This window comes from Kitasatospora sp. NPDC088160 (genome assembly GCF_044741445.1).
Lineage (GTDB): Bacteria > Actinomycetota > Actinomycetes > Streptomycetales > Streptomycetaceae > Kitasatospora.
In genome coordinates, this window is record NZ_JBIUSS010000016.1 from 94693 (window position 1) to 109925 (window position 15233).

Consider the following 15233-nt stretch of genomic DNA (forward strand, 5'->3'; position numbering starts at 1 on the left):
ATGTCGACGGTCGAAGGGGCGCCGGCGCACCTGGCCGAACTCCAGCACTGGCTGCAGGCCGCCGTCCTCCACGCCACCGGCCCGGACCAGGAGGGCGGCGAGGCCACCGCCCAGGTGCTCACGCCGTCCAGCCGGCTCACCGCCGGCGAGCGGCTGGACATCTACCGCCGCGGTTACCGGCTGCGCCTACTGGCCTGCCTGCGCTCCTGCTTCCCCGCGCTGCGCCGACTCCTGGGGCCGGAGGCCTTCGACGCGCTCGCCACCGAGTACCTGAACACCTGCCCGTCCCGCAGCTGGACCCTGGAGCACTTCGCCGACGGCTTCGCGTCGCACCTCGCGACCACCAGACCCGACCGCGACCCACCGGGCCACGACGTCGATCCCTGGGTCCAGCTGATCGTCGAACTCGCGGGATATGAAAGGGCTTTCGCCGAGGTGTACGACGCCGAGCCGGACCGCGCGTGCCGAGTGCTGGCCTGTCGGCACCCCGTGCACCGCTACGCGGCCGCGGTGGCCCGCGGCGAGGACCCGCAGCCGCCGGCCGCACGCCCCGTACTCCTGCTGCTGCGCCGCCGGGACCACGGCGTCCACGTGACGGAGCTGACCGAGGACGTCCGGCGCACGCTCCTCGCCTCCCGGGCTGGGTTCCCCGACCACCCCGACCGAGTCGACCGCCCCGACCGGGCAGGCCACCCCGACCGAGTCGACCGCCCCGACCGGGCCGGTCCGCCACCCGCACCGCCCTCACCGCGCCACGAGCGCCCGGAACCGAACGGAGCCGAGGTATGACGACCGATGCCACCAAGTCCGCCACCCGTCGCCTGGCCGACATCCCCTTCGCCGTCACCCCGATCGACACGATCAAGGCCGACCGGCCGATCGAGGACATCGACGCCTTGCTCGACCACCTGCATCAGGCGGCCCAGGTCGAGCTGTCCACGATCCCGATGTACCTGTACGCGGCCTACTCCATCGGGACCAAGGGCCACAGCCAGTGGGACCCGGGAATCTCCGCCCAGCGCACGATCATCAGCATCGCGATCGAGGAGATGCTGCACCTGTGCCTGGTGCGCAACCTGGCGGTCGCGCTCGGCGGAGCGGACCGGATCGTCTTCTACGACCCGGACTTCATCACCAAGTACCCGAGCAAGATGCTCCATCGGACTCCGCCGTTGACCCTTCACCTGGAGCGGTGCAGCAAGGACCTGATGACCCGGGTGTTCCTGCCGCTGGAACTGCCCGCCGAGAAGGGCGCCGAGCCGCAACCGGACGAGTACAACACGCTCGGCCAGTTCTACCGGGCGATCGAAGAGGGCCTCAAGCACCTGACCCAGGTCGACCCGGACGGCGTGTGGAAGTACGCGAAGGCAAACGCCCCCTGGCAGTACGAGAGCGCGTACTGGAACCATGACGGCGGCGGCGAACCCGTGGTCATCACCGACCTCGACACGGCCCAGACCGCCTTGAAGATCGTGATCGAGCAGGGCGAGGGCGTGGACCCGAAGAAGGCCACCGTCCCGATCGACCCCGTCAACCCGCGACCCGGCCTCGACGAGCTCTCGCACTACGCGAAGTTCAAGAGGATCGAACAGGGCATCGAGGTCATCGGGCAGGTCCGCGACGTCCCCGGCGATCCCCGGGTGAAGGACTTCTCCGGACCGGCCGGAGGCCTGGCCCTCCTCTTCAATGCCGCCTACTGCTACACCCTGGCCATGCTCGACAAGCTCTACGCCGTCCGGTCGAACCTCAACCCGAACCGGACGAGCACCCGTTACCACCTGGAACGCACCTTCATCGCCTCGATGAGCGGTGTGCTCTACCCCATCGCGGAACTCCTCATGACGACCCCGGGCAGCGACGACCCCGCCTGGGACGGAGCCTGTGCCGCTCCCACCTTCGAGTACTACGACTTCGCCGCGGAGCAGAAGGCCAAGGGGCACCGGACCATGAAGGAGCACCTGATCTGGCTCTGCGAGACCGCCGTCGTCGACTTCCCCGAACTCGGCGGTGACAACAGCGTCCACTGGCTCCTGAAGAACCTGCCCAGCGTGGACGACATCCCCTCGGATCCCCCCGCCAGCCGCCCGCGCCCGATGCCCAACTGACGGACCGCGACCGGCGCCCCGGCCCGTCCGCCCGCTCCGACGATCCGCGCAACGGGGGGTTGGCGGTGTCTTCGTGGCACATCCGGCGTTCGGGCGGGTGCGGGCGGGTGCGGGCGGGTGCGGGCGGGTGCGGGCGGGTGCGGGCGGCGAAGCAGGAGAGCTGTGGGTGGGCGGGTGCGCTGTGGGCGCGGGCTACGTCAACGACTCGGAGCTCACCGGCAGGTGTCGCCCGTGGCGGAACCGGAGAGGGATTCGGGCCAGTGGTTGCTCCGGCTCAGGTCGCAGATGCGGTCGGCGGTCCGGTCCGCGTCCGTGGGCCACAGCCGTGCTCCGTCGCCGGCGGCGGTGAGGAGCGTGCTCTGGTCGGGGCTGAAGGCGGCCGTGTGCACGGCTCTGGTGTGACCGACGAGCAGTGCCGTGACCTGCTGTGATGCCACGTCCCACAGGCACACCGTGCCGCTGGCGTCCGTGCTGGCCAGCGTGCGGCCGTCGGCGCTGAAGGTGACGGAGAAGACGGTGTTGATGTGGCCGGTGAGGGTGGCGACCGTCCGGCGCTGCGCCACGTCCCACAGGCGCACGGTGGCGTCGGAGCTGCCGGTGGCCAGGGTGCGGCCGTCGGGGGAGAAGGCCAGGGAAGCGATGGCGTTGGTGTTCTCGGACAGGACGGCGACGGTGCGGTGCGTGGCCAGGTCCCACAGGCGCACCGTCCCGTCGTACCCGGCGGTGGCCAGGGTGCGTCCGTCGGGGGCGAAGACGGCCTTGGAGACCAGGCTGGTGTGCCCCTGGAGGACCGCTGTCGTCTGGTGGGTCGCCACGTCCCACAGGCGTACGGTCGTGTCGAGGCTGCTGGTGGCCAGGGTGCGGCCGTCGGGGGAGAAGGCGACGCTCGACACCTGGTCGGTGTGGCCTTCGAGGGTGGCGACCGGGCGGCCTGACGCGGCGTCCCACAGGCGTGCCGTGCGGTCGGAGCTCGCGGCGGCCAGCAGGAGGCCGTCCGGGGAGAACGCCAGGTGCATGATGCCCTGGCTGTGCGCCGCGAAGGTCACGGCGGGGCGCAGCGGAGCGGTGGTCCACGAGGTGACGGAGCCGTCGGTGTGGCCGATGGCGAGGGTCCGGCCGTCGGGGGCGTAGGTGGCGACGGTCGCGAGGGTGTCCAGGTCGTTCGTCGCGCTGAAGGTGGCGGCGATCTGGCGGCTCTTGAGGTCCCACGTGTGGACGATGTTGTCGGTGGCGGTGGTGGCCAGCTCGTTGCCGTCGGGGGAGAGCGCCAGCGCGGGGGCGGATGTGTTGGTCTCGTGGAGGGTGGCGGTCAGTCGGCGCTCGGCCACGTCCCACAGGGCGACCGTGTTGTCCTGGCCGATCGTGGTCAGGGTGCGGCCGTCGGCGGTGAACGCGGCCTGGCTCACCTCCTGCGTGTGCCCGTTGAGGACGGCCGTGGTGTCGTGCGACGCCACGTCCCACAGCCGCACGGCGCGGTCGGCGCCGGCGCTGGCCAGGGTGCGGCCGTCGGGGCTGAAGGCGACGGTGCCGACGGCGCCGGTGTGGCCGGTCAGGGTGGCGAGCATGCGGTGGGTGGTGGTGTCCCACAGCTTCACGGTGTGGTCGGCGCCGCTGGTGGCCAGGGTGCGGCCGTCGGGCGCGTACGCCACCGCTCGTACGGAACCGGCGTGACCGGTGAGCGTCGTGAGGGCGCGCTGGGACGCCACGTCCCACAGCCGGGCGGTCTGGTCGTACCCGGCGGTGGCCAGGGTGTGTCCGTCGGGCGAGAACACCGCCGAGGAGACGGCGCCGGTGTGGCCGGTGAGGATGCCCGTCGTGCGGTCGGAGGCGACGTCCCACAGCCGTACGGTGCGGTCGGCGCCGGCGCTGGCCAGGGTGCGGCCGTCGGGGCTGAAGGCGACCGTGTTGACGATGCCGGTGTGGCCGGTCAGGGTGGCGAGCATGCGGTGGGTGGTGGTGTCCCACAGCTTCACGGTGTGGTCGGCGCTGCCGGTGGCCAGGGTGCGGCCGTCGGGCGCGTACGCCACCGCCGTCACGGTGCCGGTGTGACCGGTGAACTGGTTGGAGGAGTAGGCGGCGTAGGCGCTCAGCAGGCTGCCGCGGGCCTCGGTGGTGCGGGCCGTCCGGTAGCCCTCCAGCGCGACCAGCGCCGCGGCCTCGGGCTGCGTTTCGAGGAGCTGCCTGGACTGGGCGGCCCGTTCGCGGGAGACCGCGACGCGGCGCTGCGCGTCGGACTGCTCCCCCTGGACGAACGCGGTCACCGCCAGCACCAGGGAGAGCACGGTCAGGACGGCCAGCGCCACGACCGTCCGGCGCCGGCGACGGCCACGCTGGCCGTCCGCCGCGGTGCTGGCGTCCAGGAAGGCGGACTCAAGCCGGTTGAGCGCCGCGCCGCGGGTACGGGACCAGCTCCAGGCGGTGGCGAGCTGTGCTCCCCGGTACAACGCGCCCGGGTCGCGCTGGAGTTCGTTCCAGGTCAGGGCGGCCTGGGTGAGCCGGCGGTGTGTCCGCAGGGCCTCGCGGTCGACGTCGAGCCAGTGGCGCAGCCGAGGCCAGGCGCGGATGACCGCTTCGTGGGCGACGTCGACGGTGCCGTCGGCCAGGACGATCAGGCGGGCGGCGGCGAGCCGGTGCAGGAGGTCGTCGACGGTCGCGGCGTCGGCGAGGCCGTCGAGTTCCTTCCGGGCCAGGCGGCGGCGGGTGTCCTCGGTGCCCTCGCCCGGGGCGGTGAGCCGGAGGAACAGCAGCCGCATGGCCTCCTGGTGGCCCGGCGGGAGAGCGGCGTACATGGCCTCGGCGGTCTGGGTGATGGCTCCCCGCATGCCGCCGGTGGCCCGGTAGTCGGCCAGCCGCAGGACGGTCCCGCGGTGCCTGGTCCAGGTCTCGCGCATCGCGTGGGCCACCAGCGGCAGCGCGCCGGGCTGGCCGGTGGCCTCCGCGAGGACGGCCTCGAGCAGGTCCGGGTCCACCACGACGCCCGCTCGGGCCGCGGGTTCGACGACGATGTCCCGCAGCTCGGCCCGGGTGGGTGCGCCGACCGGCAGTTGGGCGCCGGAGCGGAGGGCGGCGGCCAGGGCGGGGTGGGCGAGGCAGCGGTCGTAGAAGTCGGCGCGCACGCTGATGACGACCCGTACCCGGGCCTCGGCCGCGCCGGCCCCGGCCGCTCCGTCGCCGGCTGTGTGGCCGTCGGCCGTCCCGTCGACGGCCGTGCGGTCGCCGGCCGTCCAGGCCAGGCAGGCCAGGGCCGCTTCCCGCTCCCCGACGTCCGCGCAGGTGGTGAAGAGCTCCTCGAACTGGTCGACGACGAGGACGACGCGCCGGTCGGCGGGCTGCGTGACCAGCCAGGTGTCCAGCGCGATCCCCAGGGCCGCGGGCTCGTCGGCCAGCGCGCGGGACAGTGCCTCCGCGTCACCGCCCGTCAGGGCGCAGACCGCCAGGGCCAGCGCCCGTAGCGGGTGGTCGCCGGGGACCAGCGGCGCGGTGTGCCAGGACTCGTCGAGCCGGGGGAGCAGCCCGGCCCGCAGCAGCGAGGACTTGCCGCTGCCGGAGGCGCCGACGACTGCCGTCAGCCGGTGGTCACCCACGTGCCGGACCAGGTGGCTCACCAGTTCCGACCGGCCGAAGAAGATGTCGGCGTCCCCCGTGCCGAACGCGGCCAGTCCCAGGTACGGGCAGTGAGCGGGGTCGCCCCCGTCCGCGCGGTCCTTGTCGCCGTCCTGCGCCGTGGCGGACGGCCCTTGGACGGCCCGGGAAGCCGCCAGCCAGCGGGCCTCCCACTCCGCCTTCTCCCCGCCGCACACCCGCGCGTAGGCGAGCACCACGGCCAGCGACGGCAGGCGCTCGCCCTTCGCTGCCTCCGCCAGCGTGCTGGCGGAGTAGTGCGACTCCTTCGCCAGCGCGCGGTAGCTCGGTGCGCCCGACCGGTCCCGTAGCTGGCGCAGCTCCCAGGCGAGCCGCTCCACCGGACCGGCCTGCGGATCGACGAACCGCTCCGGTCTGCCCAGTCGGGCCTTGCGCCGTGTCCCGTTCGGCCGCGTGTCCACGTTCACCACCCCTGGCAGGCCTCTCCCGCCCCCTCACATCGTTGTCCGACTTGAATGTCCTGCCCAGAGGGCTCTTTCGGACAATGCGCCGCCGCTGCAGAGTTTCTGGCATCGGGGGGTTCGCCGGAACACCTCGTGGCGTTCGGGGGACGGCCCGGTGGCAGCCGCTCGCCACCGGGCCGAGCGCCTCAGGTGCCGCCGCGCAGGTGCCGCCGCTCAAGTCGGCACCTGCGCGGAGGACCCGTCGTCCGCGCGAAAGGCATCCGCCGGTTGCCGGCACACCTGTGACGCAGCTCACTGGAACTGCTTCGTGGTGGCCGGACAACCAGAGGTGTGGACTATTCGCTGCACGAACGGATCAGAGCCGGGGACCCGGGCGCCTTCCGGCAGTTGTTCCAGGAGCACTCGCAGGCGGTTCTGTCGCACGCGGTCCGGGTGAGTGGGGACCGCGCCGGTGCCGAGGACGTCATGGCGGTGGTCTTCCTGGAGGCCTGGCGGCTGCGGGACAAGCTCCGCGACGAGGGGACCACTCCTCGCCCGTGGTTGATGGGCATCACTGTCAACGTGCTGCGCAACCGGGCCAGGGCGGCCCGCCGGCATGCGGCCGCCCTCGCCCGCATGCCGCTCGCCGAACCCGCCCCGGACTTCGCCGACGAGTTGGTCGGCCGGCTCGCCGACCGCGATCAACTACTCGCTGCCAAGGCGGCGCTGGAGAAACTGCGCCGCGGGGAGCGCGAGGTGTTCTCGCTGTGCGTGTGGGCGGGCCTCAGCTACCCCGAGGCCGCCGAGGCCCTCGGCATCCCGGTCGGCACCGTGCGCTCCAGGCTCTCCAGGGCCCGGACCCGGCTGCGTGCTCTGGCCGACAAGGAACTGCGGCAGGCTTCGAAAACTCGCCGGGAACCCCTGCCGGCAGCCGGACAAGTACAGGGTGGCCGGATGGTTCCGGCCCGGTCGAACAAGGAGTGGAACAGATGACCAGCACCCCGGAGTGGCAGCAGCCGCTTGAGGACGCGGAGCTGAGGCACCTGCTGCCGGCGGCCGGAGCACCGGCCGCCCCGCTCGGCCGACAGCGCCAGATCGAGGAGTTCCTGATGAACGAGATCACCCGTACCCCCGAAGCCGCAATGCCGGTCCGCCCCGAGGCCAGGAGGCGTCGGCGGCTGCTGATCGCCGTGCCCACCACGGTGGCGGCCTTCGCCCTCGCCGCCACCGTGGCGGCCACCACGCTCGGCAGCCCGGGAACGACCCCCGCGCGCAGTGAGCGCGTCGCCGCACCCGTCATCCAGGTCTCGGCGGGCGACACCGCGGGCCTGGCCGGCGCGGTGGAGCGGATCTCGCTGGCCGCCGCGGCCGCGCCCGACCTCGTCCTGCGCCCGGGGCAGTACGTCTACATCGAGAGCACCGTCTCCCACCTCACGGGCACCATCGACGCCGCCAGCGGCACCTCGAACGTGTGGGTCGAGAAGCCCCACCAGCGCCAGATCTGGCACTCGGCCGACGGCCGCACGGGCTGGCTCACCGAAGAGGGCAAGTCCCCGGAAGGCGGCAAGGCACTCGAATCGGGCACTGGTGCCTACCTGAACGCGCCCTCCTACGACTACGTGCGCACCCTGCCCACCGACCCGCAGGAACTGCTGCAGAAGATCTACACCGAGACCAAGGGAAGCGGCAACGGGCCGGACCAGGAGGCGTTCGTCACCATCGCCGACCTGATCCGCGAGCAGGCCGTCCCCGGCAAGCTCGCCGCCGCGCTCTACCAGGCCGCGGCCCGCATCCCCGGTGTCGTCCTCCTCGACAGCGCCACCGACGCCGCCGGGCGCACCGGCATCGCGATCGCCCGGACCAACACCACCACCGGCTCCCGCGACGAGATCATCTTCGACCGCAGCTCCTACGCCTTCCTGGGCGAGCGCAGCGTCCAGGTCACCGAAGCCTACGGAGTCAAGCCCGGCACCGTCACCGCGAACACCGCCGTCCTCAAGCGCGCCGCCGCCGACGCCCCCGGCCGCCAGCCGGGCAACGCACAGGCCTGACCACACCCGCGCGTCGCTCCGCCCGTCGCTCCGGCCCCCGTTCTCGGGCCGGGGCGACGGGCGGAGCTGTGTGAGCAGACGGGCGGAGCTGCGTGAACAGCAGTTGACAGTGAACCCGGCCGGCTTCGGAACGTCACGCCCTAGCGGCGGGCGAGGCCGTCGATCATCAGGGAGACGGTGAAGTCGAAGCGGTCGTGGCCCGTGCCGGCGGTGAGTTCGGCGGCGTGGCGGGTGGTGTGGGGGAAGGTCTCGGCGGGCAGGGCGGTGAGGCGGCGCAGCAGCTCGTCGCGGTCGAGGACCCACGCGTCGTCGTCGTGTGCTGCTCGCTGGCGCACGATCGAGGCTTCGAGGCAGTAGGCGGCCACGTACAGCAGGAGCGCGTCGACGGCCCAGGCGGCGGCCTGTGGGGCGACGCCGCCGGCGAGCAGGATCGCCAGCATCCCTTCGCTGACGCGCATGGTTTCGAGGTCGGTGGGGGCGATGGCGAGCGCGGCACGGGAGATCCCGGGGTAGTCCAGGTACTGGTCGCGGATCCGGGTGCAGACGCCGCGGATCTGGTCCCGCCAGGCCGCGGGGTCGGGCTCGGGCAGGGCGAGCGCGGCGCACAGCCGTCCGATGAGCAGCTCGTCGAGGTCGGCCTTGTTGACGACGTGGGCGTAGAGGGAGGCGGGCCCGGTGTCGAGGGCGCCGGCGAGGCGGCGCATGGTCAGTGCCTCGTAGCCCTCGGTGGCGATGACGCCCAGCGCGGTGTCGATGACCTGGTCCACGGTGATGGGGGCCTTGCGGCGGCGCGGCCTGGGGTCGGTTTCGGCGTCGGGGTTCGGCGGCTGGTGGCGTGCCGCGCGTCGCTCTCTCGGGTTCACCGGATCATCATAGCTTGACACGAACGCTGTTCGTTTATAGAACATTGTTCGTGACTAGGAATGTGAACGTGAACCGGGATCCGCATCAGGATTCGAACCAGACCATGAACCAGGACGTGGACGTGGACGTGGACGTGACCGTCGTCGGCGCCGGGCCGGTGGGCCTCGTGCTCGCCGCCGAGCTGGCGCTCTCCGGGGCGACGGTGCAGGTGCTCGAACGGCTCGCCGAGCCGGACCGGTCGATGAAGGCGGGGGCGGTCAACGTCCCGACGGCCGAGGCGCTCGACCGCCGCGGCCTGCTGCCGGCCGCCGAACAGGTGCAGCGGGAGCAGCTCGAACGGGTCGGGTCGTTCGCCCGCGCGGTCGACCAGCCGCCCGGCGGTGGCCGGCCGGCGCGCGCACCCCGCTTCACCGGGCACTTCGCCGGGATGGTCCTCGACGCCGACCTCGTGGACTGGTCCGATACCGACCTCGCCGCGCACACCGCCGTCGACGGAGCGCGGATGGTGCCGCAGCGCGAGCTGGAGGCGCTGCTGGCCGGCCAGGTCGCGCGTCTGGGCGTGGCGGTGCGTCGCGGGGTGGAGGTCACCGCGCTCGAAGACACCGGCGACGGCGTGCTCGTCACCACCACCGCCGGCACGGTGCGCACCGGATGGCTGGTCGGGTGCGACGGCGGGCGCAGCACCGTGCGCCGCCTCGCGGGCATCGGCTTCCCCGGCACCGACCCCGAACTCACCGGACACCTGGCGGTCGTCGACATCGCCGACCCCACGGTGCTCGCGGACGGATGGGTGTGGTCGTCCAAGGGCGCCTACCGTTGCGGGCCGCAGCCCGGGCGGGTGGTCACCGTGGAGTTCGGCGGCGCCCCCGCCGACCGCTCCGCGCCGGTCACCCTTGAAGAGGTGCAGAGCAGCCTGCGCCGGGTCTCGGGCACCGACGTCACGCTCACCGCGCTGCGTGGCCCCGCGACCCGCTGGAGCGACAACGCCCGCCAGGCCGCGGCCTACCGCTCGGGGCGGGTGCTCCTGGCCGGCGACGCCGCGCACGTGCACTCGCCGTTCGGCGGCCAGGGGCTCAACCTCGGGGTCGGCGACGCGATGAACCTCGGCTGGAAGCTCGGCGCCGTGGTCGCCGGGTGGGCGCCCGAAGGGCTGCTCGACACCTACGACGCCGAGCGCCGCCCCCTCGGCGCCTGGGTACTGGACTGGACGAGGGCCCAGATCGGGGTGATGCGCGGGGACGCCAAGTCGGCCGCGCTCCGGGAGGTCGTCGCCGACCTGCTGGGCACCGGGGCGGGCGCGACCTACGCGGTCAAGAAGATCTCCGGGGTGACGCAGCGCGTCGACCTGCCCGGCGACCACCCGCTGGTCGGGCGGTACGCCCCCGACCTGTGGCTGGGGGACGGCTCCCGGCTGGTCGACCACGGCCACGGCGGCGGGTTCCTGCTGCTCGACCGTACGGCGGACGGCGCGTTCACCCGTCTCGCCGCGGGCTGGACCGGGCGGGTGACCAGCGTGACCAGCGTGACCGACGACCACGCGACGCCGACCGGAGTCCTCGTCCGCCCGGACGGAGTGGTCGCCTGGGCCTGCGACACCACCGACACCGACACCGACACCGACACCGACACCGACACCGACACCACCGCCGCCGACGCCGCCGGCCTCGAAGCCGCCCTGCACCGCTGGGCGGGCACGCCGTCCCCCTCGCCGGAGCCCGAGCCGGTGCGCTGAACCCCGGTGCGCGTCGACCTCGGCGGGTGTCCTGCCGCACGGCGTTGCCCCCCGCTCCTCGGGGGCGGCCGTTCAACCGTGGTGCCGACTCCCCGCCCGCTCCCGCGGCGTCACCCCGGGGAGGGACCGTGGGCGGTGGGCAGACCTTTGGCGAGGGCGGCGGCCAGTTCGGCCAGCATCTCGCCGGGGCCGGGCCGGTCCTGGTGCCAGGCCGCGACGGTGGTGAGGGTGAGATCGCCGCCTTCGATGGCGAGGGTCACGACGGGCTCGCCGGTGAAGGCCTTGCCTGTGGTGCCACCGCCCAGGGCGATGAGGGTGAAAGCCTGGCCTGCGGCGACCAGGTGGGCCAGGCCGCCGAAGTTGTCCCCTTCGAGCCTGATGCGCTTGCGGACCGCGACCCGGTTCAGGGCGTCGTCCAGTCTGCGGTAGATCTCCGGTGCGGCGTCGTAGCCGATCGAGGCGAACGGCAGGTGCGCGAGCTCTTCCAGCCGGACGGTCGTGCGGGCGTCGAAACCGGTCCCGCGTCCGACCACCACGGCCACCGGGGCCGTCTCCAGGTCGAGGGTGCGGATGCCGGGGCCGGTGACGGGACCGTGGAGGAAGCCCATGTCGATCTCGCCGGTGAGCAGGGAGCGCACCAGGGGCTCGGTGCTGGCGGGGCGCAGCCGCAGGAGGAGATCGGGGTGCCGGGCCGCGACGGTGTTCAGGAAGCTGGTCCGCAGTTCGGTGGACACATCGGGTGCGATGCCGATGACGACGGTGCGCGCAGTGGTGCCGGCTGCCGTGCGGACGAGGCCGGGGAGGGCGTCGAACCGTCGGATCGTGTCGCGGGCCGCCGGTAGCAGCGTCTCGCCGGCGGGGGTGAGTTCGACCTTGTGGTGGGTGCGGACGAACAGGGGGGTGGCGAGTTCGCGTTCCAGGTCCCTGATGCGCTGGCTCAGCGGGGAGGTCGCCATGTGCAGGCGTGCGGCGGCGCGGGTGAAGTTCAACTCCTCGGCGACGGCCACGAAGTACCGCAGATGCAGCATGTCCACCGCCACAACATACGCCCGTCTTCCACGTGACCGGTGCGGTCACGTGCGCGTGCGGGGATTGGTCGTGGCCGCCGGGGACGGTCGCCTCCTAACGTCGGACGGGAAGGGCTCACCCCATCGAGGGAAGGTGTTGACCATGAGCGGCCGACCCATTCGCATCGCCAACTTCTCCGGCTACCTGGGAGACCGGTACACCGCCATCGACGAGGCCGTGGCCGGTGACCCGGTCGACGTGCTGGTCGGTGACTACCTGGCGGAGATCACCCTCGCCGGCCTGTCGGCGCAGTACCAGGAGGATCCGGCGCGGGGCTACGTCGAGTACTTCCTCGACCAGCTGCGGCCGCACCTGGCCACGCTGGCCCGGCGGCGGGTCAAGGTGGTGACCAACGCGGGCGGTTTCCGGCCCGCGGCCTTGGCCGAGGCCGTGCGCGCGGCGGCCGCCCGGGCGGGCGTCGAGGTCTCGGTGGCCCACATCGAGGGCGACGACCTGCTGCCCCGGCTGCCCGAACTGGCGCGGGCAGGGCACCGGTTGGAGCACCTCGACACCGGCCGGCCGCTGGCGTCGTGGGGCGCGGAGCCCGTGTCTGCCAACGCCTACCTCGGCGGTTGGGGCATCGCGCGGGCGCTGGCCGAGGGCGCGGACATCGTCGTGTGCGGCCGGGTCACGGACGCGTCCCTGGCCCTGGGCCCGGCGGCGTGGTGGCACGGCTGGGACGGCACGGACTGGGACCGGCTGGCCGGTGCGGTCGTCGCCGGGCACATCATCGAATGCGGCCCGCAGGCCGTCGGCGGCAACTTCTCCGGCTTCACCCGCATCCCGGGCATGCTCACCCCCGGCTTCCCGATCGCCGAGATCGCCGAGGACGGCACCAGCGTGATCACCAAGCACCGGCGGGACGGCGGGGCCGTCACGGTCGACACCGTCACCGCCCAGCTCGTGTACGAGATCCAGGGGCCGCGCTACCTCAACCCCGACGTCACCGTCCACCTGGACGGCGTCCGGCTCCATCCGGCCGGTCCCGACCGGGTCCGGGTGTCCGGGGCGGCGGGTTCGCCTCCGTCGCCGACGACCAAGGTCGCGCTCTTCGCGCCCATCGGCCACACGGTCGTGAACACCGTCTACGTGACCGCGCCCGAGGTCGAGGAGAAGGTGGACCTGCTGCGCGCCCAGATCGGCAGGGACCTGCCCGCGGGCGTGGACGAGCTGGACATCACCAGGATCGGGACCGCGGCCACCGACCCCGAGACGCAGTGGGACGCGACGGTCGCGCTGCGGGTCATGGCCGCCGCCCGCGAGCGCGAGCCGCTGGAGCGCCTCGACCTCGCGGGCCGGCTGGGCAGCCTGTACCTGCAGAGCATCCCGGGTTTCTTCCTGGACGGCCAGGCCGTCCCGCAGACCAGCCCGAAACCCAGGATCGACTACTGGCCCGCCCTGCTGGACATCACCGCCGTGGCCCACCGGGTGGTCCTCGCCGAAGGCCGCACCCTCGACATCGCACCCCCCTCCCGGACGGCGACGGCCCGTCAGCCCGTCCACCCCGAGCCCGAGGAAGCCGTAGAGGAAGCCGTGGAGGCAACCCGGGTGCGCCGCGTGCCGCTGGGCACGGTCACCTACGCCCGCAGCGGCGACAAGGGCGGCAACAGCAACGTGGGGATCTGGGCCCACGACCCCGCCGTGTGGCCGTGGCTGCGCCGGACGCTGACCACGGCGCAGCTGCGGCTGCTGCTGCCGGAGGCGAAGGACCTCGACGTGGTCCGCCACGAGTTCGAGCACCTGCGCGCCGTGCACTTCGTCCTGCGCGGACTGCTGGGAACCGGGGGGTCGTCCAATCTGCGGGTCGACCAGGTCGGCAAGGCGGTCGGCGAATACCTGCGCGCCAAGCACGTCCTGGTTCCCGAAGCACTGCTGACCGGCGCGGAGGGGCCCGATGACGCTCACTGACCAACTCGCCGAAGCGGTCGCCGACCCGCTGACCCACGACGCCTTCGACCCGCACGCCCACCTCGCCCAGGTCCTGGCCGGGATCGGGATGAGCCCCGCCGACACCGGTGGTGCCATCGCCTTCCACGGCGCGGACCCGGTGGTGCCCAGCACCCTGCGCCTCGGGGCCGCCTCCGCCATCGCGCTGGCCGCCAAGTCCGCCGCCATCGCCAAGCTCTGGCGGCTGCGCGGCGGTCCCGGACAGGACATCGCGGTGGACCTGCGGGTCACCCCGCACCGGCTCTGCCCCTTCTACGACCGCAGGTGGGAACTGCTGAACGGCCACCCGCCCACCGCCTCGTCGAACCCCTCCCAGGCCCTGGGATTCCGCTTCTACCGCACGGCGGACGACCGCTGGGTCATGCCCCTCAACCCCTACCCCAAGATCAAGATCGCCGCCCAGCGGCTGCTCGACGTCCCGGACGACCCCGACCGCGTGGCCGCCGCCATCGCCCGCCGCGACGCGCGCGAGCTGGAGGAAGCCGCCGGGGCGGCCGGAGTGGTCCTGCCGATGCTGCGCACCACCGGTGAACTGCTCGCCGAGCGGCACTACCGCGACGTCCTCGCCGACCTTCCCCTGATCGAGATCACCAAGATCGCCGACAGCGAGCCCGAGCCGTTCCCCCACGGCGCCGACCAGCCCCTGTCCGGGATGCGCGCGCTCGGCATGGGCCACGTGATCGCCGGCGCCGGCCTCGGCCGGGCCCTCGCCCTGCACGGCGCCGACGTCCTCAACCTCTGGCGCCCGGACGAGTTCGAACACGACCTCACCTACGCCAGCGCCAACGTCGGCGTACGGTCGGCCACCGTGGACCCCTACCAGGGCGAAGGCGCCCGGCGGATCAGAGAACTGCTCGCCTCGGCCGACGTCTTCTACGCCAACCGCAGGCCGGGATACCTGGAACGGATCGGCCTCACCGCGCAGGAGGCCGCGCACCTGCGCCCCGGCATCGTCCACGCCACCGCCTCGCTCAACGGTGAACGAGGCCCCTGGGCGGAGCGCGTGGGCTTCGACCAGAGCGCCGGAAGCCTGACCGGCATGATGCTGCTGGAAGGCGGCGGCCAACGCCCCGCACTGCCGCCGATCCTCGTGGTCAACGACTACATCGTCTCCTGGCTGATGGCCGCCGGCGTCGTCGAGGCCCTGACCCGCCGGGCCACCCACGGCGGCAGCTACCGGGTCCACGTCTCGCTGACCCGCGCCGCCCTGTGGATCCTCGCCATGGGGGTGTTCGACCACGCCTATGCCCACGAGACCGCCGGACACGGCGAGCAGCACGCCTACCTGCCCCCACGGACCTTCACCGCCGACACCCCGCTGGGCCGCTACCAGGGCGTCACCGACCAGGTGGCCATGTCCCGCACCCCCGGCCGGTACCGCACCGTCCTCGTGCCCCGGGGCTCCTGCCGCCCGCAATGGGAGCGGTGACGCCGCGACCCC

Annotated in this window: 10 protein-coding genes; 7 read left to right on the top strand and 3 right to left on the bottom strand. The window is 73.2% G+C overall.

The window, feature by feature from the left end; translation table 11 throughout:
* Both ACIOGZ_RS24770 and ACIOGZ_RS24775 read left to right on the top strand, forming a co-directional pair.
* Positions 1–789 carry a DNA-binding domain-containing protein gene (locus ACIOGZ_RS24770; protein ID WP_363583444.1) on the top strand — a complete coding sequence of 263 codons (789 nt, stop codon included), beginning with the start codon at positions 1–3 and terminating at the stop codon, positions 787–789.
* The gene (locus ACIOGZ_RS24775) at positions 786–2105 is read left to right on the top strand and encodes a ferritin-like protein (protein ID WP_400335574.1); all 1320 of its coding nucleotides are present in this window, start codon (positions 786–788) and stop codon (positions 2103–2105) included. The genes ACIOGZ_RS24770 and ACIOGZ_RS24775 overlap by 4 nt, the downstream gene beginning before the upstream one ends.
* Before the next feature lie 212 nt (positions 2106–2317).
* On the opposite strand, the gene ACIOGZ_RS24780 is transcribed toward ACIOGZ_RS24775, so the two are convergent.
* The gene (locus tag ACIOGZ_RS24780) at positions 2318–6148 is read right to left on the bottom strand and encodes a cytochrome D1 domain-containing protein (RefSeq protein WP_400987321.1); all 3831 of its coding nucleotides are present in this window, start codon (positions 6146–6148) and stop codon (positions 2318–2320) included.
* Between the two features lie 333 nt (positions 6149–6481).
* Here ACIOGZ_RS24780 and ACIOGZ_RS24785 point away from each other — a divergent pair, with 333 nt between their 5' ends.
* Both ACIOGZ_RS24785 and ACIOGZ_RS24790 read left to right on the top strand, forming a co-directional pair.
* Positions 6482–7123, top strand: coding sequence for an RNA polymerase sigma factor (locus ACIOGZ_RS24785; protein ID WP_363583450.1), 642 nt, complete (start codon positions 6482–6484; stop codon positions 7121–7123).
* The gene (locus tag ACIOGZ_RS24790) at positions 7120–8181 is read left to right on the top strand and encodes a CU044_5270 family protein (RefSeq protein WP_400987323.1); all 1062 of its coding nucleotides are present in this window, start codon (positions 7120–7122) and stop codon (positions 8179–8181) included. The genes ACIOGZ_RS24785 and ACIOGZ_RS24790 overlap by 4 nt, the downstream gene beginning before the upstream one ends.
* Before the next feature lie 140 nt (positions 8182–8321).
* On the opposite strand, the gene ACIOGZ_RS24795 is transcribed toward ACIOGZ_RS24790, so the two are convergent.
* Positions 8322–9044 carry a TetR/AcrR family transcriptional regulator gene (locus tag ACIOGZ_RS24795; protein WP_363583454.1) on the bottom strand — a complete coding sequence of 241 codons (723 nt, stop codon included), beginning with the start codon at positions 9042–9044 and terminating at the stop codon, positions 8322–8324.
* A gap of 104 nt (positions 9045–9148) precedes the next feature.
* On the opposite strand from ACIOGZ_RS24795, the gene ACIOGZ_RS24800 reads away from it, so the two are divergent.
* The gene (locus tag ACIOGZ_RS24800; protein ID WP_400987325.1) at positions 9149–10777 is read left to right on the top strand and encodes an FAD-dependent monooxygenase; all 1629 of its coding nucleotides are present in this window, start codon (positions 9149–9151) and stop codon (positions 10775–10777) included.
* A gap of 110 nt (positions 10778–10887) precedes the next feature.
* Here the strand turns inward: ACIOGZ_RS24800 and ACIOGZ_RS24805 are convergent, their stop codons facing one another.
* Positions 10888–11805, bottom strand: a complete 918-nt coding sequence (locus ACIOGZ_RS24805; RefSeq protein WP_400987412.1) for a LysR substrate-binding domain-containing protein — start codon at positions 11803–11805, stop codon at positions 10888–10890.
* Positions 11806–11947: 142 nt separating this feature from the next.
* On the opposite strand from ACIOGZ_RS24805, the gene ACIOGZ_RS24810 reads away from it, so the two are divergent.
* A complete protein-coding gene (locus ACIOGZ_RS24810; protein WP_363583458.1) occupies positions 11948–13753 on the top strand; it encodes an acyclic terpene utilization AtuA family protein in 1806 nt (601 codons plus the stop codon).
* Positions 13740–15221: a CoA transferase gene (locus ACIOGZ_RS24815; protein ID WP_363583460.1), complete on the top strand. Its 1482-nt coding sequence runs from the start codon at positions 13740–13742 to the stop codon at positions 15219–15221. Before ACIOGZ_RS24810 ends, ACIOGZ_RS24815 begins: the two co-directional genes overlap by 14 nt.
* Positions 15222–15233 lie beyond the last annotated feature (12 nt).